At 55.6% G+C, this 25,010-nt stretch carries 22 protein-coding genes; 17 read left to right on the top strand and 5 right to left on the bottom strand.

The window, feature by feature from the left end:
• Positions 1-22: 22 nt before the first annotated feature.
• Both glnD and map read right to left on the bottom strand, forming a co-directional pair.
• Complete coding sequence (gene glnD / locus ABD735_RS14395; RefSeq protein ID WP_344807621.1) at positions 23-2,953, bottom strand: [protein-PII] uridylyltransferase; 2,931 nt, start codon at positions 2,951-2,953, stop codon at positions 23-25.
• Positions 2,928-3,704 carry a type I methionyl aminopeptidase gene (gene map / locus ABD735_RS14390; RefSeq protein ID WP_344807619.1) on the bottom strand — a complete coding sequence of 259 codons (777 nt, stop codon included), beginning with the start codon at positions 3,702-3,704 and terminating at the stop codon, positions 2,928-2,930. Before map ends, glnD begins: the two co-directional genes overlap by 26 nt.
• Positions 3,705-4,039: 335 nt before the next feature.
• Between map and rpsB the strand changes: the two genes are divergently transcribed.
• The 15 genes from rpsB to ABD735_RS14315 all read left to right on the top strand — a co-directional run bounded on the left by rpsB (position 4,040) and on the right by ABD735_RS14315 (position 18,833).
• Positions 4,040-4,822, top strand: coding sequence for a 30S ribosomal protein S2 (rpsB, locus tag ABD735_RS14385; RefSeq protein ID WP_344807617.1), 783 nt, complete (start codon positions 4,040-4,042; stop codon positions 4,820-4,822).
• 122 nt (positions 4,823-4,944) lie between these two features.
• Positions 4,945-5,805: a translation elongation factor Ts gene (gene tsf, locus ABD735_RS14380; RefSeq protein WP_344807615.1), complete on the top strand. Its 861-nt coding sequence runs from the start codon at positions 4,945-4,947 to the stop codon at positions 5,803-5,805.
• A 116-nt stretch (positions 5,806-5,921) separates the two neighbouring features.
• Complete coding sequence (pyrH, locus tag ABD735_RS14375; RefSeq protein WP_344807613.1) at positions 5,922-6,671, top strand: UMP kinase; 750 nt, start codon at positions 5,922-5,924, stop codon at positions 6,669-6,671.
• Complete coding sequence (gene frr / locus ABD735_RS14370) at positions 6,661-7,218, top strand: ribosome recycling factor (protein ID WP_344807611.1); 558 nt, start codon at positions 6,661-6,663, stop codon at positions 7,216-7,218. Before pyrH ends, frr begins: the two co-directional genes overlap by 11 nt.
• Positions 7,219-7,319: 101 nt before the next feature.
• Positions 7,320-8,078, top strand: coding sequence for an undecaprenyl pyrophosphate synthase (gene uppS, locus ABD735_RS14365; protein WP_344807609.1), 759 nt, complete (start codon positions 7,320-7,322; stop codon positions 8,076-8,078).
• Between the two features lie 22 nt (positions 8,079-8,100).
• Positions 8,101-8,937 carry a phosphatidate cytidylyltransferase gene (locus ABD735_RS14360; RefSeq protein ID WP_344807608.1) on the top strand — a complete coding sequence of 279 codons (837 nt, stop codon included), beginning with the start codon at positions 8,101-8,103 and terminating at the stop codon, positions 8,935-8,937.
• Between the two features lie 13 nt (positions 8,938-8,950).
• The gene (locus tag ABD735_RS14355) at positions 8,951-10,204 is read left to right on the top strand and encodes a 1-deoxy-D-xylulose-5-phosphate reductoisomerase (protein ID WP_344807606.1); all 1,254 of its coding nucleotides are present in this window, start codon (positions 8,951-8,953) and stop codon (positions 10,202-10,204) included.
• 26 nt (positions 10,205-10,230) lie between these two features.
• On the top strand, positions 10,231-11,586 hold the full coding sequence (gene rseP, locus ABD735_RS14350) for an RIP metalloprotease RseP (RefSeq protein WP_344807604.1): 1,356 nt from the start codon (positions 10,231-10,233) through the stop codon (positions 11,584-11,586).
• 108 nt (positions 11,587-11,694) lie between these two features.
• Positions 11,695-14,010, top strand: coding sequence for an outer membrane protein assembly factor BamA (gene bamA / locus ABD735_RS14345; protein ID WP_344807602.1), 2,316 nt, complete (start codon positions 11,695-11,697; stop codon positions 14,008-14,010).
• Between the two features lie 97 nt (positions 14,011-14,107).
• The gene (locus ABD735_RS14340; protein WP_344807600.1) at positions 14,108-14,608 is read left to right on the top strand and encodes an OmpH/Skp family outer membrane protein; all 501 of its coding nucleotides are present in this window, start codon (positions 14,108-14,110) and stop codon (positions 14,606-14,608) included.
• Positions 14,609-14,663: 55 nt separating this feature from the next.
• Positions 14,664-15,800 carry a UDP-3-O-(3-hydroxymyristoyl)glucosamine N-acyltransferase gene (lpxD, locus tag ABD735_RS14335; protein WP_344807599.1) on the top strand — a complete coding sequence of 379 codons (1,137 nt, stop codon included), beginning with the start codon at positions 14,664-14,666 and terminating at the stop codon, positions 15,798-15,800.
• A 31-nt stretch (positions 15,801-15,831) separates the two neighbouring features.
• Positions 15,832-16,269, top strand: a complete 438-nt coding sequence (fabZ, locus tag ABD735_RS14330; protein ID WP_344807597.1) for a 3-hydroxyacyl-ACP dehydratase FabZ — start codon at positions 15,832-15,834, stop codon at positions 16,267-16,269.
• The gene (gene lpxA / locus ABD735_RS14325; RefSeq protein ID WP_344807595.1) at positions 16,266-17,045 is read left to right on the top strand and encodes an acyl-ACP--UDP-N-acetylglucosamine O-acyltransferase; all 780 of its coding nucleotides are present in this window, start codon (positions 16,266-16,268) and stop codon (positions 17,043-17,045) included. The genes fabZ and lpxA overlap by 4 nt, the downstream gene beginning before the upstream one ends.
• A gap of 29 nt (positions 17,046-17,074) precedes the next feature.
• Positions 17,075-18,247 (top strand): lipid-A-disaccharide synthase, encoded by a 1,173-nt coding sequence (gene lpxB / locus ABD735_RS14320; RefSeq protein ID WP_344807593.1) that lies wholly within the window; start codon positions 17,075-17,077, stop codon positions 18,245-18,247.
• Complete coding sequence (locus tag ABD735_RS14315) at positions 18,240-18,833, top strand: ribonuclease HII (RefSeq protein ID WP_344807591.1); 594 nt, start codon at positions 18,240-18,242, stop codon at positions 18,831-18,833. Before lpxB ends, ABD735_RS14315 begins: the two co-directional genes overlap by 8 nt.
• An 8-nt stretch (positions 18,834-18,841) precedes the next feature.
• On the opposite strand, the gene acuI is transcribed toward ABD735_RS14315, so the two are convergent.
• From acuI to mutS, 3 genes are read right to left on the bottom strand one after another with little or no spacing between them, the layout of a single operon-like run.
• On the bottom strand, positions 18,842-19,828 hold the full coding sequence (gene acuI / locus ABD735_RS14310) for an acrylyl-CoA reductase (NADPH) (RefSeq protein ID WP_344807589.1): 987 nt from the start codon (positions 19,826-19,828) through the stop codon (positions 18,842-18,844).
• Positions 19,829-19,839: 11 nt separating this feature from the next.
• Complete coding sequence (fdxA, locus tag ABD735_RS14305; RefSeq protein ID WP_344807587.1) at positions 19,840-20,163, bottom strand: ferredoxin FdxA; 324 nt, start codon at positions 20,161-20,163, stop codon at positions 19,840-19,842.
• 49 nt (positions 20,164-20,212) lie between these two features.
• Positions 20,213-23,005, bottom strand: a complete 2,793-nt coding sequence (mutS, locus tag ABD735_RS14300; protein WP_344807585.1) for a DNA mismatch repair protein MutS — start codon at positions 23,003-23,005, stop codon at positions 20,213-20,215.
• Positions 23,006-23,214: 209 nt separating this feature from the next.
• Here mutS and ABD735_RS14295 point away from each other — a divergent pair, with 209 nt between their 5' ends.
• Entirely contained in the window at positions 23,215-23,754 is a 540-nt protein-coding gene (locus ABD735_RS14295; RefSeq protein WP_344807584.1) for a CinA family protein, read from the top strand.
• A 218-nt stretch (positions 23,755-23,972) separates the two neighbouring features.
• Complete coding sequence (gene recA, locus ABD735_RS14290) at positions 23,973-25,010, top strand: recombinase RecA (RefSeq protein WP_344807582.1); 1,038 nt, start codon at positions 23,973-23,975, stop codon at positions 25,008-25,010.

The raw sequence follows: 25,010 nt of genomic DNA, 5'->3' as shown, positions 1-25,010 counted from the left end.
TCTATCAGCGCGCTGCGGCTAGTCAGGCAGCATTTTCATTGGCCCGATCGAGCACTTCGCAGAGCATTTCCTGCAGTTCGTTACAACGTTCTGGGTTGGACAGCGGCGAATCATCGGGCTCACAGATTTCGAAACTATCCTCGACCCGCTCACCCAGCGTGGCGATCCGTGCTCTCAGAATCTGCACGTTCATGGTCACGAATACGGAAGCGATGCGGGCCAGTACGCCGGAGCGGTCCGGTGTCACGACTGACAGTATGGTGCGCATGGTATCAGCATTATTGCTCAGTACCACCTCAGTGGGAAAACTGAAGTACTGCAACTGCCTCGAGGTGCGCCGATTTTGCCTTGGTGGTGGAAAGGGCCGATTATTCTGGATGGCGTCGAGCACTTCCATGAGGTTCTTCAGAATATGCTGACGCGGAATGAGCATGTCACGACTGTCCGTTTCGCTGACGATGAACAGGCTCAGACTGAGATTGCCTTCGCCCTGAAAAATCCGCGCCTCCAGAACGCCGAGATCCAGTTTGTCGAAGGTGGAGACGATACCTGCAAACAGCTTTTCCTTGTCCTCCATATACACCAGTACTTCGAGATAGCCCGCGGCTGTCCCGCCACGCGCCTGCTCAATGCTCACGAGTGGACGGGTGCTATCACCGTGACGCAGAATTGTGGCCGTCTGACTGGCGATATCGCGAGTGGAGTCCTGCTGGAAATACTCGTCGTCAAGCCGGTTCCACAGCGCCGTCAGCTGCTGCTCCGTGAACTCTTCGTCTTCAAGCAGTATTTCCAGAACCTCCGAGCGGGTGCTGGCAATCCAGTCCTCACGATTGATGGCCTTGCCCTTGCCACGAGCCAGCGCTGCACGGGTCTCGGTATACAGATTCTGCAGCAATACCGCACGCCACGAGTTCCACAGATTCGGGCTGGTGGCGGCGATGTCGCAGACAGTCATGGTGTAGAGATAATCGAGGTGAATGTTACTGTCGAAACGCTGAGCAAATTCATGAATGACGACCGGGTCGCTGATATCGCGTCGCTGCGCCGTCGTGGACATCATCAGGTGATTTTCCACCAGCCAGGCGAGTAGCGAAGTGTCGCGCTGGCTCAGCTGATGTCGCCTGGCAAACTCGCGAACTTCCTCTGCGCCAAGCTCCGAATGGTCGCCACCCCGGCCTTTGGCAATGTCGTGGAACAGGCCTGCGATGTACAGCAGTTCCCGTTTAGGCAGCTTGGCTGCCAGATCATGGGCGTTCGGAAAGCGTGTCTTGCCACTATCCTGAAACAGGCTATCGATATTCTCTATGAAATGCAGGGTATGGACGTCGACAGTGTAGACGTGAAATAAGTCGTGCTGCATCTGACCTTCAATTCGACCAAACGCAGGTAGATATCGTCCTAGCACACCGTAGCGTTTCATGGCCCCCAAGGTTTTGTATAGCTCGTGTGGCGTCTTGAGAATTTCCATGAAAAGCGAGGTGTTAATCAGGTCCCTCGAGAACCGCTCGGTGATGAGATGAAGATTTTCCCGGATGGCCCGAATGGTGTCGGCGCTGATGCCGAGGACATTCTCATATTGGGCCAGCAGGAGAAAGACCTCGATCAGCGCGAAGGGTTGCTGTTGGAATATATCCGGCGATACGGCCTCTATATAATGATTGCGAACCTGAAACCGGCGGTTCAGCGCCTTGATATTCTCGCTGCCGGTGTCGTGGAAATTACGGTGCACCTCGTCGAAGTGCTGCAGCATCACGTCGTTGAGCACCTGAATGCTCTGACTATGCAGGTAAAACTCCCGCATCATGGCTTCTACCGCCTCGACTGCGACGGTGTCGGAATCCTGGGTCATCAGGGCGAGGGTGCGCTGATGATCGAACAACAGCCTGTTTTCACTACGCCTGCATATGCGGTGCAGACCGAAGCGCAGCCACCACAGCACGTTCTCTGCTTCCTTGAGGGCGCGAAATTCGCCGCTATTCAGGAAGCTGTAGTGGCCTATATCCGCAGAATCCTGCATGGTGCCGGCGACATTGTCGGGCATTTCGCCCTCGTGGATCTCGTTGTCCACCACCATGTCTCTTGGCGGCTCATTCTCGCCCCGGGCGTGGCTCGAACCGCCGATGCCGCCGTAGTAGCGCTTGCTGATCCAGCCTATGGTCTGCACATCTCGCAGGCCACCAGGTGAGGTTTTCAGGTTTGGCTCGAGGTTGTACTCGGTGTCCTCATACTTTTCGTGCCGCTGTGCCTGCTCCGATCGTTTCGCAATATAGAAATCCCGGCTGGTCCAGCTTTCATCGCTGAAGGCCCTGATCACCAGACCCGAATAGAGATCGGTACTGCCGGCCAGCAGGCGTGTCTCCAGCAGGTTCGTAGCTATGGTGATATCCGCAGAGGCCTGCTCGATACACTCATCGGGCGTCCTGACGCTATGCCCAATATCAAGGCCCATATCCCAGAATGAGGCGATGAGCTGGCTCAGACTCTGCTCCAGTAGCGATTCCTCGAGATCGGTCGTGCCGCGTTCAGGTAAAAGAATCAGCAGGTCGACATCAGAATAGGGAAACAGCTCTCCACGACCGTAGCCACCAACCGCTATCAGGCATAACTGCGCGCCCACAGCGGGTGGCAGCGTTTTCCAGACGGTCTGCAGGGCGGAATCGACCAGCACACTGCGAGCAGCGACCAGAGCGCGTACATCGAGTCCGGAGTCGAATGAACTGAAAAGCAGCTCATTGCCGTTCTGCAGAAGCTTGCGTAGCTCTGGAATGGCACTGCCATCAGCATCAGTACTGCGAAGCTGCTCGATGACAGCTTCGATACTGGTAGGGAGAACAAATGTGGTGGTCAGGTCAGGCGCATTGGGCAGGGAGTTGCCCTGAAGGGACAGCGTAACCGTATCGTGCGCGCTTGGCATATTGTCGGCAGCGCTAGCGCTGAGCGCGCTCTTCGTCACGCAGCGTCAGTATCTCATAGCCGTCGCTGGTGACCAGAATGGTGTGCTCGAACTGCGCGGAAAGCTTTCGATCCTTGGTGACGACGGTCCATTTATCGGGCAGCAGCTTGGTTTCACGGCGTCCCTGATTGATCATTGGTTCTATGGTGAAGGTCATGCCTTCGACCAGGGCCATGCCAGTGCCGGGCCGCCCGTAATGCATGACCTGGGGCTCCTCATGAAACACGCGACCGATGCCATGACCGCAATATTCCCGCACCACTGAGTAATGATGACTTTCGGCGTGAGTCTGAATCACATGGCCGATATCGCCGAGGCGGACGCCGGGCTTCACCATCTCGATACCCTTGAACATGCACTCATGGGTCACCTGGATGAGGCGTTCGGTCGAAGGCTCGGGCGGACCAATAACGAACATCTTGCTGGTATCGCCATGAAAGCCGTTCTTGATGACAGTGACATCGATATTAATGATGTCACCATTCTTCAGGACCTTCTTGTCGCTCGGAATGCCATGACAGACAACATGGTTTACAGAGGTGCAGATCGATTTCGGAAAGCCTTTATAATTGAGCGGAGCAGGAATGGCTTTCTGCTCGTTGACGATATAATCGTGACAGATACGGTCGAGATCTTCAGTCGTTGCGCCTGCCACGACATGCTCGCCAATCATTTCGAGCACTTCGCCCGCCAGCCGGCCGGCAACGCGCATGGCTTCGATTTCTTCCTGGTTCTTGATAGTGACCTTCATCGTGAGTGCTGGATCCGCCTCGTCTCTGTAATATGACTATGTTAGCTGGTTCCGACCGCCAGTTCTACGCGCTTCACATGTCGCTGGGGTCGCAGGGCTGGGTGGGTCGGATTGAGAAAGCGCCCGTTGCCAACATCGCGACGCCCAAGAAACTGGCGTATCCTCGCGGACTATGGTATAAAACGCGCCCTAAAATTCCCGTCTGAGTTTCGGCCTCAAAGCCTCCTCACCGAGAAAATACGCACATGCTTCGACACGAACATTGGGTGCCGTCCCTGGATGGTTGATGTCCGGGAAGCATGGAAGTCAAACCCGAACTAGAGAGTACAATCGTTATGGCTGCTGTTTCAATGCGAGACCTGCTGAAGGCAGGTGCACACTTCGGTCACCAGACCCGTTTCTGGAACCCGAAAATGCGTCACTATATCTTTGGTGCACGCAACAAGATTCATATCATCAACCTCGAGCAGACTGTGCCTGCGCTGAACGAAGCGCTGCAGTTCGTGCATAATCTGGCCGAGCGCAAGAACAAGATCCTGTTCGTCGGCACCAAACGTGCCGCCAGCAAGATCGTCAAGGAGCAGGCTGAGCGCTGCAACATGCCTTACGTCAACCACCGCTGGCTCGGCGGCATGCTGACCAACTACAAGACCATTCGCCAGTCAATCAAGCGACTGCGTGAACTTGAAGGCCAGCAGACCGACGGTACGTTCGAGAAGCTGACCAAGAAAGAAACGCTCATGCTGACTCGTGAGAGAGAAAAGCTCGAGCGCAGCATCGGTGGTATCAAGGAGATGGGTAGTCTGCCTGATGCGCTGTTCGTCATCGACGTCGATCACGAGCGTATTGCCATCAAGGAAGCCAACAAGCTTGGTATCCCAGTTGTTGGTATCGTCGATACCAACAGCGATCCTGACGGTGTCGATTTTGTTATCCCGGGTAACGACGACGCGATCAGAGCGCTCCAGATCTACATCGGTGCCATCGCTGACGCCTGTCTCGAAGCCCAGGCTGAAGGCGCCGGTAGTGCAGACGAGTTCATCGAAGTCAACGATGCGATGGATGCGGGCAAGAAAGCTGATGCAGCTGGCGATCAGGCTACTTCCGAAGGCGCCTGAGCCCTGCCAAGTACCACCAGGTGACGCGTTCTTGCGTGTTTCACCTGGCTACTAATTCAGAGACAGTCGCGTTTCGGCGCGCTGTCTGTCTTATTTTCGACAAGTTTACGAGGAACTTATAGATGGCTGCGATATCCGCATCTATGGTCAAAGAGCTGAGAGAGCGCACCAGTCTCGGCATGATGGAGTGCAAGAAAGCACTCGTTGAAGCTGATGGCGACATCGAGCTCGCAATCGAAAATCTCCGCAAGAGCAGTGGCCTCAAGGCTGCCAAGAAGGCCGGTCGTGTTTCAGCCGACGGCGTTGTGGTTGCCCGCGTTGCAGACAACGGTGGTTTCGGTCTCATTATTGAAATCAATAGCGAAACTGACTTCGTCGCTCGTGACGAGAATTTTCTCAACTTCTGTAATGAAGTGGCAGACAAGGCCTTTGCCGACAGGCAGACCGATGTCGCTGCGCTGATGCAAGGCGATCTCGAAAGCAAGCGCGAAGCGCTGGTTCAGAAGATCGGTGAGAACATCAATGTTCGTCGGGTAGTGACCGTTGAGGCCGAAGTTGTTGGCGCTTACGTCCACAGCAACAACCGTATTGCGACACTGATCGGTCTCAAGGGCGGCGATGCCGACCTGGCCAGAGATATCGCCATGCACGTTGCTGCCGTCAACCCGATGGTCATCAGCAAGGAAGACGTCAGCGAAGAACTGATCAATCAGGAGCGCGAAATCTATTCTGCCCAGGCCGAACAGAGCGGCAAGCCTGCTGAAATCATCGCAAAGATGGTTGAGGGTCGTATCAGCAAGTACCTGGCTGAAATCAGCCTGCTCGAGCAGGCATTCGTCAAGGATCCTGATATCAAGGTCGGCGCACTGGCCAAGAAGCATGGTGCTTCTGTGACTGCGATGGCACGGGTTGAAGTTGGCGAAGGTATTGAGAAAGAAGAAGTCGATTTCGCTGCAGAAGTGGCAGCGCAGCTCAAAGGCTGAGGAATCGCTTCAGAAAATCGGCGGGCGCAGCTATTCTGTGACCGCCTTTTTTTTGTGTAGCGCCCAGGCAGGCGATGACATAGTTTTTACTTTCCAAAGTCCAAGGATCCATCTGTATGCCGCAAGAGAGTCTTACTCAGTCAAAATATCGCAGGGTTCTGCTCAAGCTTTCCGGTGAGGCGCTCATGGGCGATGGCAATTTCGGCATTGATCCGAAAGTGCTGAATCGTATGGCGCTCGAGATTGGGCAGCTGGTTGGCATCGGGGTTCAGGTAGGTTTGGTGGTAGGAGGCGGAAACCTTTTCCGTGGAGCCTCCCTGCAAGCTGCCGGCATGGATCGGGTGACCGGTGACCATATGGGTATGCTGGCGACTGTGATGAACTCGCTGGCCATGCGTGATGCGCTGGAGCGGTCGAATATCACCACTCGCATCATGTCCGCCATTCCCATGAGTGGTATTGTCGAGCACTATGACAGACGACGAGCCATTCGAGATCTGCGAGAAGGCGATGTGGTCATCTTCTGTGCCGGTACAGGCAATCCGTTTTTTACAACTGACTCTGCAGCCTGTCTTCGGGGTATAGAAGTAGACGCTGACTGCGTTCTGAAGGCCACCAAGGTGGACGGCGTATTCTCCGCTGACCCGATGCAGTATCCAGATGCAAAGAAATACGACAGACTGACCTACGACGAAGTGCTCGACAAGAAGCTCGGCGTCATGGATCTTACGGCGATATGCCTGTGTCGGGACCATGGTATGCCGGTCCGCGTGTTCAATATGAACAAAGCGGGTGCACTGACTAAAATCGTGCTCGGAGAGGACGAAGGAACGCTGATAGAACGAGGTACGAGCAATGCTAAATGATATCAAGAAAACCGCTGAAGCCAGTATGCAAAAGGCCATAGAAGCACTTGGTCACGCCTTCGGCCGCATCAGAACGGGCCGGGCCAGTCCAAATATCCTGTCTTCGGTCATGGTGTCCTACTATGGTAGTAACACGCCGCTGCCGCAGATGGCCAACATCACTGTCGAGGATGCCAGAACTCTCATGGTGACGCCTTGGGAGAAGAATATGGTCCCTGAAGTCGAGAAGGCTATAATGAAGTCGGACCTTGGTCTGAATCCATCGACTTCTGGCGGGGTGATTCGCGTGCCAATGCCTGCACTCACGGAAGAAACGAGACGCAATTATGTCAAACAGGCCAAGGCCGAGGCAGAAAATGCCCGGGTGTCTGTTCGCAATGCGCGCCGCGATGCCAATTCCGAAATCAAGGAAGCGCTGAAGGAAAAGATGATCAGCGAGGATGAGGAGAAGAAGGCACTCGACGATGTTCAGAAGATGACCGACAAATATGTCGCCCGCGTCGACGAGCAGCTTGCTGATAAAGAAAAGGACTTGATGGAAGTCTGAGTCTGTCTGCCCCGGAGCTCTCTCGGGGCGATGAAATCAATTTCGGTCCTGGCGCCCGCACTATTGCGGCGCGTATCCTCGGGCCCTGACTGAAGTGAATTATGGGATCAGCTGGAATACCCCTCAACTCTGGTGGGCCGCCAGAGCACGTCGCCATTATTATGGATGGCAATAATCGATGGGCCAAAGCCCGGAAGCTTCCTGGAATCGCTGGTCATAAAGCCGGTGTAGAGTCAGTTCGCGCCTGCGTCCAGACCTGCGCCCAGGCTGGCGTCCGCTATCTCACGCTCTTTGCTTTCAGTAGCGAGAACTGGCGCCGACCGGAAGACGAGGTGAATGCCCTGATGCGTCTTTTTCTAATTGCCTTGAAGCGCGAAGTGCGCAAGCTTCACCGCAACAAGATCAGGCTGCGCATCATGGGCGACCGCTCAGCATTCTCGACAGTACTTCAGGCCAGCATGGCTGAAGCTGAAGAGTTGACGGCTGACAATACTGCGATGACGCTGATCATAGCAGCCAATTATGGCGGCCGTGCGGACATTGCTCACAGCGTTCGCCAAATTGCGCAGCAGGTCAGGGATGGCAATCTGGAGCCTCGGGATATCACTGAAGATCTTATTCAGCAGCATTTGTATCTTGGTGAGGTGCCACCGCCTGATCTCTGTATAAGAACGGCGAATGAGCAGCGAATTAGCAATTTCATGTTATGGCAGATGGCCTACTCCGAATTTTATTTCAGTACGGTCTTCTGGCCAGACTTCAAGACAGAGCAGATGCGTGCTGCGTTGACCGCCTATAGTCAGCGCGTTCGCCGTTTTGGCCAAACCGACGATCAAATAGCGCGGCGGATCGATTTCTGAACCGCCTGCAGGGAGCATAGCGATGTTGAAACAGCGGGTCATCACCGCCTTGGTGCTGGTGACCGTATTCGGTCTGGGTCTCTTTGCGACCACGCCTGGCCAGTTTGCACTTTTTCTGGCGCTTATTTTTGCGCTGGGCGCCTGGGAGCTGGGGGCTATGTCCGGGCTCAGTCAGCCTTTGCATAAGGCGCTGTATGTGTTGCTGGTGCTCGCACTCATCTACTGTCTGCGATTCGTGCCCATCTCCCTGGTACTGGCGGCGGGTCTGCTCTGGTGGCTCGCCTGCACAGTGCTCGTCAAGATGTATCCGTCGGGCGTGGGCTTATGGAACAGACCAGGGCTACGCATGCTCGCTGGTGTTCTGATCCTGGTCCCGGCCTGGGCGGCGCTCATGCAGGCTCGCGTGAGTTCGATCGAGGGCATGCCGAGCGTGTCGGGTGCCTGGCTCATTTTCTATATTTTCGTCATCGTCTGGATAGCAGATATAGGCGCCTATTTTTCCGGCAAGCGTTTCGGCAAGCGCAAGCTTGCCCCTCGAGTGAGCCCAGGCAAGTCCATCGAGGGCCTGATTGGCGGGCTGCTGGCGGTACTTGTGCTCCCGGTAGGCGTGGCATTGTATAGCGGGGCAGGACCGTCAGCGTTTATATGGCTCACGCTCGTGACACTGTTCGCGGCAGCGCTTTCTGTTGTTGGAGATCTTACTGAAAGCCTGCTCAAGCGGGTGGCTGGCGTCAAGGACAGTGGCAAGCTATTGCCTGGACATGGCGGCATCATGGACCGTATCGATAGTGTGACGGCGGCAGCGCCTGTGTTCATGTGTGTCATGTTGTTGAGCGGCTGGCTGGCGGCACAGACATGACTGGTGGTGCCCAATGAGTCAGCGGAAGCGTGTGGCACTACTCGGTGCCAGTGGCTCAATAGGTTGTAGCACACTCGACGTCATTCGAGAAAATCCCGAGTCTTTCGTTCTTTTTGCGGTCACGGCGCATAAGAACCTTCAGGTTCTTGCAGGGATTATCAGCGAGTTCAGGCCCCGAATCGCAGTTGTAAGTGATAACAATCGGGAAGCGATGGATGCAGAGGCATTCGAAGCGCTCAGGCGAGTCGCCGATGAGGCTGGCACGGACATCATTCAGGGTGCCGACGCTCTCGATCAGCTGGTGTCCATGGCTGAAGTCGACGTGGTGGTGGCCGGGATCGTTGGTGCTGCAGGGCTGGCATCCGTTTTCGCAGCGGCCCGACATGGCAAGCGCATTCTTCTGGCGAACAAGGAAGCCTTGGTCATGAGTGGCGCCGTGCTCATGGACACCGTCCTGAGGCATGGCGCCACCCTGCTGCCGATCGACAGTGAACACAATGCCATCTTCCAATGTTTGCCAGATCGCCTGCAGCAGGCTGTAGCCTGCAAGTCAGCCCTTCAGCATTTACCAGACGCAGCTGCCGCCGACACTTTGTGGGACGGCATCTCTCGCGTACATCTCACCGCCTCTGGTGGCCCGTTCAGGGGGCGGTCGAGGGACAGTCTATCGAAGGTGACGCCAGAGGAGGCCTGCAAGCATCCCAATTGGCAGATGGGGCAGAAGATATCGATAGATTCGGCAAGCCTCATGAACAAGGGACTGGAGCTTATCGAAGCCTGCTGGCTTTTCGATCTCAGACCGAAGCAGATCAATGTTGTCATCCATCCCGAATCGATCATTCATTCGATGGTGGAGTTCATCGACGGTTCAGTGCTGGCACAACTTGGCGCGCCGGATATGAAGACGCCCATCGCCTCTGCGCTCGGGTGGCCCAGACGAATCGGAAGCCGGTCCGCCAGACTGGACCTGTTCGCTCTGAATGGCCTGCATTTCGAAGCGCCGGATCTTGTGGCCTTTCCCTGCCTGCGTCTGGCAGGGGAGGCCTTCGAGGCCGGCGGTGCCGCTCCGGCTGTGTTGAATGCCGCCAACGAAGTGGCTGTCCAGGCCTTTATTGACGGGCAGATCGGCTTCCTGGATATCTCAAAAGTAATACAGGCGAGTCTTGATTCATGTATCATCCATGAAGCTTCGACTCTGGAGGCTATCGTCGAGGCCGACGCCAGGAGTCGTGTCTGCGCAGAAGAACTCGTGCGTAGATTCTCTTAGCAAGCAGGATTCAGGTTCTCCAACGTATGCCCTTCATTCAGAACGCACTTGCACTGATTGTCACACTGGGAATCCTTGTGACCATCCACGAGTTCGGCCATTTCTGGGTGGCCAGACGCTGTGGCGTGAAGGTGCTTCGTTTTTCCGTTGGCTTCGGTCGACCTATCTGGAAACGGATCGGCGCAACTGGCACTGAATACGTTATCGCAGCCATTCCACTTGGCGGTTACGTCAAGATGCTTGATGAACGGGAAGGGCCAGTCGATGAGGATGAACTCGAGCAGAGCTTCAATCGCAAGCCGGTACAGCAGCGTATTGCCATAGCCGCGGCGGGTCCTCTTGCCAATTTTCTCTTCGCCATTCTCGTGTACTGGGTGGTGTTCGTTGTCGGTGTTCAGGCGGTCAAGCCGCTGACTGGCCAGATCGCGGAAGACTCCGTTGCCGCAGAAAGCGGCGTGACTCCCGAACTCACCATCGTAGGCGTCGACGGCAATGCGACCTCCGACTGGACTGAAGTGAATCTTCAGCTCATCGATCGCCTTGGCGACAGCGGTAGCATCAGGCTGGCGACGCTCGATGAGGATGGAACGGCACGAGAGTTCAATCTGCCCATTACCAACTGGCTGAGTGGGCAGCGTGATCCAAACCCAATGCAGGCACTTGGCATCTCGCCCTGGCGTCCCGCTATCACGCCAAGAATTGAGACCGTAGTTGAAGGTGGGCGGGCCGAGCAGGCTGGTCTGGCAGCTGGCGATCTGATCACTGGCGTGAACGGCGTCGAGGTGCAAACCTGGGATGCGTTGGTGGAGTTTATACAGGCTTCGCCCGAGAAGCCGCTGGACATCGAGTATCGCCGACTGGACAGCGCTGAAACCATTCAGGCAACGCTGGTTCCGGAGTCCCGCGCCGTTAACGGTGCAAGTCAGGGCTTCATCGGCGCCAGCGTCGATGTACCTGAATGGCCTGCCGACAAGTTGATGGAGATCAGCTACGGGCCCGTCGAAGCGCTCTGGGAGTCGGTCGTCAAAACCGGCGACATGGCTGCGATGATTTTGACTTCCTTGAAGAAGTTGGTGGTCGGTGCAATTTCTCCAGACAACCTCGGCGGACCGATTACCATAGCCAAGGCTGCTGGTCAGTCCGCTGGATTCGGCTCGGAAGCTTTTATCAGCTTTCTGGCGCACCTGAGTATAATGCTGGGTGTGCTTAATCTGTTACCGGTGCCGGTACTTGATGGCGGACACCTGTTGTATTATTTTGCAGAGCTCGTTCGTGGAAAACCACTGCCGGAAAGTATCCAGATGGCGGGTATCCGCCTTGGCATGATGTTGCTCGGCGGTGTCATGCTGCTGGCGATATTCAATGACTTCGCCCGTCTATGATTAATTGTTAAACCGATTGATAGGCGCTCAAGCGACCGATCCGCAGGACGACTATCGACCTGTGTTGAGAATCTGTCCCGACCCTCAAAACAATGTAAGCCTCTATTCATGAGATTTTTTCGTTTTCTATCTTTTTGTGCGCTGGTTCTCGCAGCAACTTCTGTCGCCGCTATCGAGACCTTCGTTGTCAAGGACGTCAGGGTTGAGGGACTACAGCGGGTTTCCGCTGGCAGTGTCTTCAGTGCCTTTCCCTTGCAGGTTGGACGTGAGTTCACGCCTGAACAGCTCGCTGACGCCACTCGGAGTCTTTTCGCCACGGGCCTCTTCACTGATATCAAGGTGTTTCGGGATACCGATGTTCTCGTTCTGAAGGTTGAAGAGCGGCCTTCGATTAGCAAGATTGAAATTGAAGGTAACCAGAATCTGCCTTCTGAAGATCTGCTCGAAGGGTTGAAGTCCAACGGCCTTGCCGAAGGCGAAGTGCTTCAGCGCTCCACGCTTGAGCGAATCGAGCTGGAGATTCTTCAGAGCTATATTGCACAGGGACGCTACAACGCCTCGGTCGATGCCGGTATCACGGACCAGGAACGGAACCGTGTCCGCATCGATATCAAGATCAAGGAAGGGCCCGTGTCGTCGATTGCCCACATCAATTTCGTCGGTAACAAGACCTATGATGACGACACTTTGCGAGCGTTGATGGAACTTGAAACCACTGGTTTCTGGGCGTCTATCTTTGGCAGTGATAAGTACAGCAAGCAGAAGCTCAACGGCGATATCGAAAAAATCACGTCTTATTATCTTGACCGTGGTTTCATCAAGTTCAGCATTGAAAGTACGCAGGTATCGGTGTCCAGAGACCGGGAAAATGTGTACATCACCGTCAACGTTGACGAGGGTGAGCGATTTACCATAAAGGATATTGCGCTTCGCGGCGATCTCAAGATTGACGAAGAGGAACTGCGTAAGCTGATTGTGATCAAGGAGGGTGATGTATTCTCCAGACAATTGTTGACTTATACCTCGGACATTATTGCCAAGAGGCTCGGCAACGACGGCTACACCTTTGCCGATGTCAACGCCATACCGGAGCCTCACGATGACAATACAGCCTCGGTTACCTTCTTCGTGGAGCCTGGGCGACGGACCTATGTCAGGCGGATCAACTTCCGTGGCAACATCACCACGAGCGATGAAGTCCTGCGCCAGGAAATGATGCAGATGGAAGCAGCAGCGGCCTCGACTGACCTCATAGAATCCTCGAAATCCCGTCTCGAACGTCTCGGCTTTTTCAAGACAGTCTCTGTCGAAACGCCTCTGGTGCCCGGTACTGATGATCAGATCGACGTCAATTACTCAGTCGAAGAACAGTCAACCGGCAGCCTTTCGGCAAGTCTGGGCTATAGCACCAGTGGCCTGGTGCTCGGTGCCAGCGTGTCCGAGAATAATTTCCTCGGTACCGGTCGGCAGGTATCTTTTGGCGTGAACCGAAGCGATACCGTCCGCAGCGCCAATTTCAACTACACCAATCCCTACTATACCGTTGATGGTGTCAGCCGTGGTTTCAACCTCTTTTACCGGGAGACCGATCTCAGTGGCAGCAATACGGAGCTCACGTCCTACATCGAAGACAGTGTTGGCGGCGGAGTCAACTTCGGTTACCCGATAGATCGTTATTCGCGGCTGAATTTCGGCGTTGGGTATACCCATACCAGAATCCAGGTTGATCGCCCTGTCATCGAGATTGCGAGCTTCCTCGAGGAGTTCGGTGACAGCTACGACTTCTTCGACGTGACTGCTCAATGGCGAAGATCGACCCTGAACAGGGGGCTCTTCCCGACCTCAGGTACGTCACAACGTGTGAGTCTCCGCGTGATCCTGCCAGAAGTAAGCGACTTTACCTTCTATAAGACTGGCTACGGCACCAATGCCTATTTTCCGCTCAGCGACGATCACGAATGGGTGTTCAGAACCAGGGGTGACGTTCGCTACGGCGCAGGTTTTGGCGATGTAGATGACCTGCCTTTCTTCGAACACTATTACGGCGGCGGCATCGGGTCGGTGCGGGGGTACAGGCCGAACTCTCTTGGCGCGAAGAGCACACCACCTGAGGGCGCTATTGGCCGTGCGGATCCATTTGGCGGCAATCTTCAAATCGAAGGGTCGCTTGAACTCATCGTCCCTTTCATATTTCTCGAAGATCGCTCGCAGGTCAGGTCAGCGATCTTTCTGGACGGCGGGAATGTGTTTGATACGGATCGTAGCTTCGACCCAGAATTTGATGAGTTAAGATTCGCTGCAGGTCTTTCGCTGTCGTGGATAACGCCGATCGGGCCCCTCAGTTTCAGTGTTGCTCGGGCGATCAACGACCAGGACGGTGATCGACCGCAGTTCTTCCAGTTCCTGCTTGGCCAGACTCTATGAGTTTGATTTCACAGGACATAGCCCCGCGCTTGGGAAAGGGGTACACTTTCTGCCATTATCAGTCAGTGACAACTTCATATTCAAAGAAGGTAGCTGTATGTTTTTAAAAAGACTTGTTCTCACCTGCTCATTATTGTCCGTTGCAGGGTTCGCCACTGCAGAAATGCAGATCGGCATCATTGACCTGAGGGCGGCCCTGCTGGGTTCGGAGTCAGCAAAATCCTTTTCTACCCAGATGGAGAAGGATTTCGCCGATGATGATGCCCGTATTCGCAAGGTGGGCGAAGAGGCGCAGAAGCTGCAGCAGCGGCTGCAAAAAGACGGCGCAATCATGAGCGAGAGCGAAAAGGAAAAGGCGCAAGCTGAGCTTGAAGAGAAGGTTCAGGAGTTCAATTTCCTGAAAAACAAGTTCCAGAATTCTGTCGCCAAGCGTGAAGAGCTGTTCGTCAATCAGTCGAAGCCCAAGGTCGATGCAGCGATCAAGAAATTGGCTGCAGATAATGATCTGGACCTGGTTCTCCCGAAAACTGTTGCTGTCTTTTCGGCGCCTGCACTGGATATCACTGACAAGTTGATCGAAGAACTCAACAAGCAGTAGGCTCATATGCATTCGCAGGCTTTAGCCTGTCAGACTGACTAGCGGTTCATTGCGTATGACGGTTACCTTGTCTGACGTTGCTGATCATCTTGGAATCACCCTTACGCCTGCTTCAGTATCAGGCGCCGAGGGAGACGATACAGCGCCTGCATTACTGTCGAGTCCTGTGACGGGTCTGGCTACATTGGCCAGAGCCGGCTCACAACAGGTCGCATTTCTCGCCAGCGATCAGTACCTTGCACAACTCAGGGCTACTGGCGCCATCGCGGTGATCCTGAAGCCACAGCACGCCGAAGATAGTCCAGTGCCATGTTTCATTACCCCGGACCCCTATTCAGCCTACGCAAAACTGACCCATCTGTTCAGTCACGATAAAACCGAACTATTGTTCGGCGACCAGACGGCGAAGGCTTCAGGGGAGGGTGCTGATGCGTTCATTCAGAACATCCACCCTAGCGCACATATAGCCAGCGATGCCCGGCTTGGGCAGGGCGTCTGTATCGGGCCGAATGTCGTGATTGGTAGCGGCGTGCAGATAGGTGACGGTGCACGCATTGCAGCCGGTACGTCAGTGGGTTCGCGCAGTCGTATCGGCAGGAATGTGCTGATTTATCCCCAGGCGAGCATTTATCACGATGTCATTATCGGCGACAGGAGCATTATTCATAGTCATTGCACCGTCGGCTCCGATGGCTTCGGCTTCGCGCCGCACCGGGATGGATTCATCAAGATCGAGCAGCTTGGTGGCGTCAGGATTGGTTCCGATGTCGAGATAGGTGCCGGTACCACGATTGACCGGGGCGCCCTGGATGATACCGTTATTGGCGATGGTGTAAAACTGGACAATCAGATCCAGATTGCCCATAACGTCGAAATTGGTGACCACACCGTTCTTGCAGCCTGCGTTGGAATAGCTGGCAGCACGCGAGTGGGTAAACACTGCATGATCGGCGGCGGCGTAGGCATAGCCGGCCATCTGACGATTTGTGATCAGGTCAACATCACCGGCATGACGCTGGTGACCAAGGACATCAGCAGCCCGGGTGTTTATTCTTCCGGAACCGCTGTCGAGCCCAATTCCAACTGGCGACGAAATGTGGCTCGCTTCCGTCAACTGGACGGCTACATCAGAACGCTGATCAATCTCGAGAAAGAAGTCCGTGACCTTCGTGAGCGCATTGAGCAGCGATAGCGGACCGTGACGCAAAGGCAGAGTAACTGACATGGAAAATGTTGATATCCGCGAGTACCTTCCGCATCGCTACCCGTTTTTGCTCGTGGACAGAGTCACGAGCTATGAACTCGGTAAAACGATTTCGGGCCTCAAGAACGTTACCCATAATGAGCCGTATTTTCAGGGACATTTTCCTGATTACGCCATCATGCCTGGTGTCCTCATCGTTGAGGCGATGGCGCAGGTGGCTGGAATTCTTGGGTTTCTGACGACCAACCAGAAGCCTGCTGACGGGGTAACCTATTACCTGGCCGGTACCGACAAGGTTCGCTTCAAGAAGCCGGTAGTGCCAGGCGACCAATTGAACCTGCACGCCAGCTACGTCACGGATCGTCGCGGCATATGGAAGTTTCACTGCACCTCTGACGTCGGTGGTGTCCTGGTGTGTAGTGCTGAAATACTGACAGCGGAGAGAAAACTGACATGACAATACATGAGCAGGCAATTGTCAGCCCATCTGCCCGGATTCATCCGAGTGTCAGTGTTGGGCCCTTTACCGTTATCGGACCCGATGTTGAAATTGGTGCCGGAACAGTTGTTGCCTCTCATGTCGTTATTCGTGGCCCCTCTGTCATCGGCCGTAATAATCATATTTATCAGTTCGCCAGCGTAGGTGAGGACTGCCAGGATAAGAAATACAATGGCGAACCGACCCGTCTGGTCATGGGCGACGACAACATCGTCCGCGAAAACTGCAGCATTCATCGCGGTACTGTCCAGGATCGGGGCGAAACCACGATTGGCAATGGCAATCTTTTCATGGCCTCATCCCATGTCGCTCATGACTGTATCGTAGGTAACGGCACCATCCTCGCCAATCTTGCCACGATAGCCGGGCACGTACGCGTCGACGATTTTGCGATTCTGGGTGGCGGTACACTGGTGCATCAGTTCTGTCATATTGGTACTCAAAGCATGTGCGCTGGTGGAAGTATCGTACTCAAGGATGTGCCGGCCTACGTCATGGCTGGAGGGCAGTCTGCTACGGCTCACGGGCTTAATACCGAAGGCCTGCGTCGGCGCGATGTCAGTGCCGAATCCGTTGCGCTTTTACGCAAGGCCTACAAGACGCTCTACCGAGCTGGACTTACATTCGAGCAGGCGATCGAAGAGATTGATCAACTCGATGCAGACAACGAGTCTGCGGAACTAAAGGTATTCATTTCAAGTCTGAAGCGCGCCACACGCGGCATCGTTCGCTAGACGGGTGATCTGACCATGAAGGGGTCTTTGTGAGAGTCGCCATAGTCGCCGGTGAGGCTTCCGGAGATCTTCTCGGTGCGGGTTTGATTCATGCCTTGCGTGCGCAATATCCGGATGCGGAGTTTGGTGGCATGGGTGGGCCGCTCATGCAGGGGGCAGGTTGCGAATCCTTGTTTCCCATGGAGCATCTGTCGATCATGGGGCTGGTCGAAGTGCTTGATAGCTTGCCCCAGCTCTTTGAGCTCAGGGCCAGGTTGCTTGCCTATTTCGTGGGCTGGAAAGCCGACGTTTTCATCGGTATCGATGCCCCGGACTTCAATCTCAGACTGGCGAGCAAGTTGAAAATGGCGGGGATCCCCACGGTGCACTACGTCAGTCCATCCGTCTGGGCATGGCGTCAGGGTCGAATTCACGGCATAAAACGCTCTGTCGATCTCATGCTGACGCTGCTGCCGTTCGAAGCCGATTTCTATGAACATTGGCGGGTGCCCGTCGCGTTCGTCGGACATCCGCTGGCTGACGAGATACCACTAGGGCTTGATAAGGCGCCCGCGCGTGGGCACCTCGGGCTTGCAAAAGATCACTCAGCGCCGGTGTATGCGATCTTGCCTGGCTCCCGGGGCAGCGAAGTGAGTCGTCTAGGGAAGTTGTTTTTCCAGGCAGCCCGACTTCTCAAGCAACAGCAGCCAGGCGCCGTATTTCTGGTGCCAGCATCCAGCGAACTGCGTGAAGCACAGCTGAACCACCTGCTCACCGACTGTCCTGATCTGACAGCGGACAATTCCGTTCGTGTACTCCAGGGACAGGCCAGAATGGCCATGCAGGCAGCCGACGGTGTGATCCTCGCTTCGGGCACGGCAAGTCTCGAGGCTATGTTGGTCGGTCGCCCCATGGTGGTCGCCTATCGTCTGGCGAGGCCCACCTACTGGATCATGAAGCGGCTGATGAAGTCGAAATACATTGCCTTGCCGAACCTGCTGGCGGATGAAGCGCTCGTGCCTGAGCTTATTCAGGATGATGTAACACCCGAGCGAATCGCTGAAGCGCTGCTGAAGGAAACCGAACCGGCTCGAGCGGCGGCCCTTACGCAGCGCTTCGCAGGTCTGCATGAGTTAATTCACCGCAACGCCAGTGAGCGCGCTGCAAAGGCCATAAGGGCTCAGATATTGGACAAGGTCAGGGACGAACGGGCTGATGGGTAGATTGATAGTAGGACTCGATGAGGTTGGTCGCGGGCCGCTAGCAGGCTCTGTCGTGGCAGCAGCCGTGGTCATGTACGAATCGCAGCACATCGTTGGCGTGCGTGACTCCAAGAAGCTCAGTGCAAAGAACCGCGTGCTGCTCTGCAGTGATATCCGAATGAGCGCCGTCGGCTTTGCGATAGGCGAGGCCAATATTGAAGAAATAGATCGAATAAACATTCTTTACGCCAGTATGCTGGCCATGGAACGAGCGCTGGCGGCCTTACCGCCAGACCTGCTAGGCAGTATCGAGCATGCCTTCGTAGACGGCAATCGACTACCGAAGCTCACGCTTCCAGCGACCGCGGTAGTGGGCGGCGATGATAGTATTCAGGCCATCGGAGCAGCTTCAATACTGGCCAAGGTGCACAGGGACGATCAGATGTGCAGAGCAGCTCTGGAGTATCCGCAGTACGGCTTCGAAAGACACATGGGATATCCCACAGCGCAACATATGAAAGCGCTGACGCAACATGGGATATGCCCACTGCATCGGCGCTCATTTGCGCCAATCAGAAAGTTGCTCAATGTCTCAGTAGTGGCCTGAGCGGTCCCTTAGCCGTCGTTGACATCGATGACGAGGCGGCCTCTGATTTCGCCATTCAGCAAGCGTTCGGCTGCCTCGACTGTCTCATCAAGGGTCGTGGTATTGGTTACCGATTTCAGCAGATCCGGTGTCCATTCGCTGGCCAGGGCGGCCCAGGCTTTCTCTCGGATAGCAGCCGGACAGTTGACACTATCGATGCCGATCAATTTGACGCCCCGCAGTATGAACGGAGCGACCGATGCCGGGAAATCCATACCTTGAGCAAGTCCACAACAGGTGACCGTACCCAGGTATTTCGTTGAGGCGCAGACGTTGGCGAGGGTGTGGCTGCCGGCTACATCTACCGCGCCCGCCCAGCGCTCGCGGGCTAAAGGCCGGCCCTTCTCAGAAAATGCGGAACGGTCCAGGACTTCCGTAGCGCCAAGCGACCGCAGGTAGTCGGCCTCCTGCATGCGCCCAGTTACGGCTACGACACGATAGCCACGGTTGGCCAACAGAAATACCGCCACGCTGCCGACGCCACCAGAGGCTCCGGTAACGACAATTTCGCCGTCGTCCGGTGTCACACCCTGTGCTTCCAGCGCCTGAACGCACAGCATGGCAGTATAGCCCGCAGTGCCGCAGGCCATGGCATCGAATGTGCTCAGCGCATCAGGGAGCGGGATAAGCCAGTCGGCCTTGACGCGGGCCTTCTGGGCCAGTCCTCCCCAGTGCGACTCACCCACGCCCCAACCGTTGAGCACGACCTTGGCCCCAGGCTTGAAGCGATCAGAGTCGCTCGCCGCCACGGTCCCGGCAAAGTCAATACCGGCCACCATCGGGAAGTGCCTGACGACGGGCGCCTGACCGGTAATGGCCAGCGCGTCCTTGTAGTTCAGAGTCGAATAGTCAATATCGACGACCACTTCTCCAGCCGGTAGATCTTTCTCGTCCACCGAGGCGACTGAGGCCGAGGTCGAATCGTCGTGCTTTTCGATGACTATGGCTCTAAACATTTGTGTCTCCTCTAACGTTCGAGTAGTGGCTTCTTGTTCGGCTTGCCGTCCCACTCTTCAGCATCGGGCAGGGGATCCTTCTTTTCGGTAATGTTATCCCACTTGGACGCGAGCTCGGCGTTAATCTCGAGAAACTCCTTCTGGTCATCGGGCACTTCATCTTCGGAAAAGATAGCGTTGGCCGGACACTCAGGCTCGCACAGTGCACAGTCGATGCACTCATCAGGATCGATGACCAGAAAATTCGGGCCCTCGTAGAAGCAGTCGACAGGGCAGACCTCAACGCAGTCTGTATATTTGCACTTGATGCAGTTTTCGGTCACAACAAATGTCATTGGTAGAGCCCTCAGTAAAGAGACTTAAGTTTCAAAAACGGAATTGCGGCTATTGTAGATGATTTGGACGCTCAAGGCAGTCGCTCTTCAGGCTTTTCATGGCATAGACGAGGGCGAGCGCCTCTTTGGGCGATAGTTCATCAGGATCGGTGGCATCGAGCATCGCTTCTAGCGCTACTCGATGCGATTCGGCTTCGACATGTCCGGAATCCTCATTCGGCTCCATCTCGACCGAAGCCAATTTGTCCGAATCTGACGAGGGAAAGAGCTCGTGCTGCCAGACATCAGGACCGGCGGAGTTGTGGTGGCCCTGCTCTTCAAGCGCCTTGAGGCGGGTTCGTGCGAAGGCCAGCACATCGGGTGGCACGCCGGCGAGCTTGGCCACCTGAATGCCATAGCTGCGACTGGCCGGGCCCTCGAGCACCTTGTGCTGAAACACGATATCCTCGCGATATTCGACAGCAGCCAGATGCAGGTTATGGATACCCTTGTGCGCCTGGTCAAGTTTTGTGAGCTCGAAATAATGCGTAGCGAACAGCGTCAGGCAGCCTACCTTGTCATGCAGATGCTCGATAACGGCCCAGGCCAGGGCCAGACCATCATAGGTGCTCGTGCCTCGCCCAATCTCATCGAGCAGCACGAGGCTTTGTGTCGTCGCCGTATTGAGAATGTTGGCGGTCTCCGTCATTTCGACCATGAAAGTCGAGCGTCCGGACGCGGTATCGTCAGAGGCGCCCATTCGGGTAAATATACGGTCAATGGGGCCCAGCGTGGCGGAGCGGGCTGGTACGAAACAGCCACAGCATGCGAGCAGGACCACCAGGGCGGTCTGCCGCATAAATGTCGATTTACCGCCCATGTTTGGGCCAGTGATGATGCACATCGAACGCTCTGCATCCAGCGATATACCGTTTGGCACAAAGGCTTCGGACGACACCGCTTCTACCACCAGGTGCCTGCCCGCATCAATGTTGATCTGCTGTGTATCGCTGAAGCCGGGCCGGACCAGATTCAGCTGATGCGCGCGCTCGGCGAAGCAAGCCAACACATCGATCATCGCAATCGCGGCAGCACATGATTGCAGGACCTGCAGCTGGGTAGCCACTTCTGCTATGAGCGATTCGTAGAGCATTTTCTCCCGGCTGAGCGCCTTACTCTTGGCCCCAAGAGCCTTGTCTTCGAAGAGCTTGAGCTCGGGCGTAATGAAACGCTCGGTATTCTTCAGCGTCTGGCGGCGGACATAATCAGTGGGGGCTTGATCGGCTTGTGATCGGCTCATCTCGATATAATAGCCATGAACCCGGTTATAACCGACTTTCAGGCTGGACAGTTTCGTCCGTTCACGTTCACGCGTCTCAATGGCCAGTAGCTGATCGCTGGCGTTATTGCCGAGAGCCCGTAGTTCGGCCAGTTCTGCGTCATAGCTGTCACGAAGAACCCCACCGTCTCGAATGACTACTGGCGGGTTTTCTTCTATGGCGGCCTCGAGCAGTGCGCACATATCGGGTAGCGGTCTTGCGGCTTCCTTGAGGCTTGTCAGAAGCGACGGAGTCTCGCCCTCATGCAGCGCGGCCCAGCTGAGCGCGGCATGCAAGGCCGGTATTCTGCCCAGTGCATCACGCAGTCTGACGAGGTCTCTCGGCCTGGCTGAGCCAAGCGCAATTCGCGTCAGCACTCGCTCCATATCACCGATGCCTTTCAGGACCTCTCGAACTGCCTCGAAGCGCAGGCGTTCAATCAATGCCGCTACAGCATCATGCCGTTCGCCGATGGCTACCGGATCACGAAGCGGCCTGTTCAGCAGCCGCTTCAGCAACCTCGCGCCCATGACGCCGGCGGTCGTATCGAGCGCCCAGCACAGGGAGTGACGGAACTCGCCGCCGCTGGTCTGATCTATCTCGAGATTTCGCCGCGTCGCGGCATCAATGAGGATGGCGTCGTCATGACGCTCGGTCACCAGTGTGCAGATGTGGGGCAGGGCGTTCTGCTGCGTTTCACGAACATAATGCAAAAGGGCGCCAGCAGCCGATACAGCTGCCGGTTTGTCGCTGCAGCCGTAGCCGTCAAGGTGGAGAACGCCCAGCTGCTCACAGAGAATACGCTCGCAGGTGGCTTTGTCGAAGTGCCACTCAGGCAGCTTTCGCACCGTGCTTCGAAGAATCTGTTGTCGGAGCAGACTACCGCCAGCTTCAGCCAATGCTCCACTTTCGTTCAATAGAAGTTCCGAGGGTCGAAGTCTACCGAGTTCATCGGCCACCGCTACCAGCGAGTCGACTTCCTGCAGGCTGAAGCGAGCAGTGCTCACATCAAGCATGGCGATACCATAGACGAGGCTGGCGGCCTGTCCTTCCTTGCCTTTTGCAGCAGGACCAGCGTGTACTGCGACGATGATGTTATCGCTGCGCTCATCGAGAAAGGCATCATCCGTCAAGGTGCCTGGCGTGACCGTTCGTGCGACCTTGCGCTCCACCGGCCCCTTGCTTTCACCGGGCGTACCGACCTGTTCACAGATAACAACGCTGTGCCCGAGTTTCACGAGCTTGGCCAGATAAGCCTCGGCGGCGTGATAGGGAACCCCAGCCATGGGGATTGGCTTGCCAGCTGACTGCCCGCGGTGCGTAAGCGTGATGTCCAGCAGCGCTGATACCTGCAACGCATCATCGAAGAAGAGTTCGTAGAAATCACCCATGCGGTAGAACAGGAACTGATCGGGGTGCTCTGCCTTTATGCGCAGAAATTGCTGCATCATCGGGGTGTGCTGCGACAGGGCCGATCCATGTGCTGTATTCGTCGATGAGCTGTCTGACTCATGGTGCGAGACTGTCTGAGTGGTCGTTGTCATTGATGAGCTGTCTGACTCATGGTGCGAGACTGTCTGAGTGGTCGTTGTCATTGATGAGCTGTCTGACTCATGGTGCGAGACTGTCTGAGTGGTCGTTGTCATTAATGTCCGGGATATGGCTGAGCGTGTTTTGACCGGCGCGGACGCCGAGGGCAGAATGTCCAAAAGTGACGGCATTTGCCACTGAACCTTCCTGAAGGACCGCATACATGGAGAACGATTTGTCTGATGCTGCCCAGCGGCTGAGTATAAAGCTTCCCGAACTGGAGTTGCTAGTTTCGATCGGAGCGAGCTTGCAAAAGCTGCAGTGGCAGGTCACCGTCGCAGAGTCCTGCACAGCGGGCGGCATAGGCTATGCGCTGACGAGCATTGCTGGCAGCTCTGCCTGGTTCGAGCAGGGCTTCATTGTTTACAGCAACGCAGCGAAAGAGCGCATGCTCGAGGTGCCGGCGCAGTTGCTACTCGATCATGGGGCGGTCAGTGAGCCGGTGGCGGGAGCCATGGCATTGGGTGCCGCGAGGTGTGCTGGAGCACAAATTGCCCTGGCAGTGAGCGGTATTGCTGGTCCAGGTGGTGGCAGCGCGGATAAACCGGTTGGTACGGTCTGCTTCGGGTGGCATCTGCCGGGTGATACCGTCACTGAGCGGCGACACTTCAGTGGCGACCGTGCGGCCGTACGTGAGCAGACCATCGCCTACAGCCTGGCAAAGCTGTATGGACTGCTGCAGAATCTGGAGCCGGGATTGTGACTGCCAGGCATCAGTAAAATTTGGTCAAAAGCCATACAGCAGGCTTGCACGGCAGATTTATCTTGTGACATACTGCTGTTGTTTTATACAGTATTGCTTAGGCGACAAACTGCATGGACGCAGAATGGTTGGCATACCGGCCAGCTACTGTCTGGTCTGCAGAGGGCACTGAACTCCCACTGCTGACCGACCTCAATTAATCAAAGGTGAAATCAAGAATGGATGATAATCGCAAGAAGGCGCTCACCGCAGCGCTGAGTCAGATCGAACGACAGTACGGTAAAGGCGCGGTCATGCGTATGGGTGAAAAGCCCAGGGAAGCGATGCCTGCAGTGTCTACCGGCTCACTCGGGCTCGATATTGCACTCGGTATAGGTGGGCTGCCTTATGGACGTATTGTTGAAGTCTATGGTCCTGAAAGTTCAGGCAAGACGACGCTGACGCTCCAGGTGATTGCAGAAGCGCAGAAGAAAGGGAAGACCTGCGCTTTCATCGATGCAGAGCATGCACTCGACCCAATTTATGCCGAGAAGCTGGATGTCAATATCGATGATCTGCTGGTCTCCCAGCCGGACACCGGCGAGCAGGCACTCGAGATCGCCGATATGCTGGTTCGCTCCGGTGCCGTAGACGTTATCGTCATCGACTCCGTGGCGGCACTCACGCCCAAGGCTGAAATCGAAGGTGAAATGGGTGACTCGCACGTCGGGCTGCAAGCCAGACTGATGTCCCAGGCCCTTCGAAAGCTGACCGGTAACGTCAAGCAGGCTAACGTGCTGATGGTGTTCATCAATCAGATCAGAATGAAGATCGGTGTGATGTTTGGTTCGCCTGAAACGACTACAGGCGGCAATGCCCTGAAGTTCTACGCTTCCGTTCGACTGGACATCCGTCGTATCGGCGCGGTCAAGGAAGGCGATGAGGTGGTTGGTAACGAAACGCGAGTGAAGGTCGTCAAGAACAAGGTGAGCCCGCCTTTCCGTCAGACCGAGTTCCAGATTCTTTACGGCCGTGGCATTTATCGCACCGGTGAGGTGGTTGATCTCGGCGTGAAGGAAGGTTTTGTAGACAAGGCAGGCGCCTGGTACAGCTACAATGGCGACAAGATTGGTCAGGGCAAAGCCAATGCCGCCAAGTTCCTTGAGGAAAATTCGACAATGCTTGCTGAGATTGAAGGCAAGATTCGCGATAAGTTGCTGCCGAAGCCCATTGGTCCAAAAGCTGTGCCCGAAGTAGAAGCCGAAGCTGCTGGTTAA

This window comes from Allohahella marinimesophila, from assembly GCF_039538005.1.
In the GTDB taxonomy this organism is placed as follows: Bacteria; Pseudomonadota; Gammaproteobacteria; order Pseudomonadales; family Oleiphilaceae; genus Allohahella; species Allohahella marinimesophila.
The sequence above is the reverse complement of the archived record's forward strand: the minus strand, read 5'-3'. Positions and strand labels throughout refer to the sequence as shown.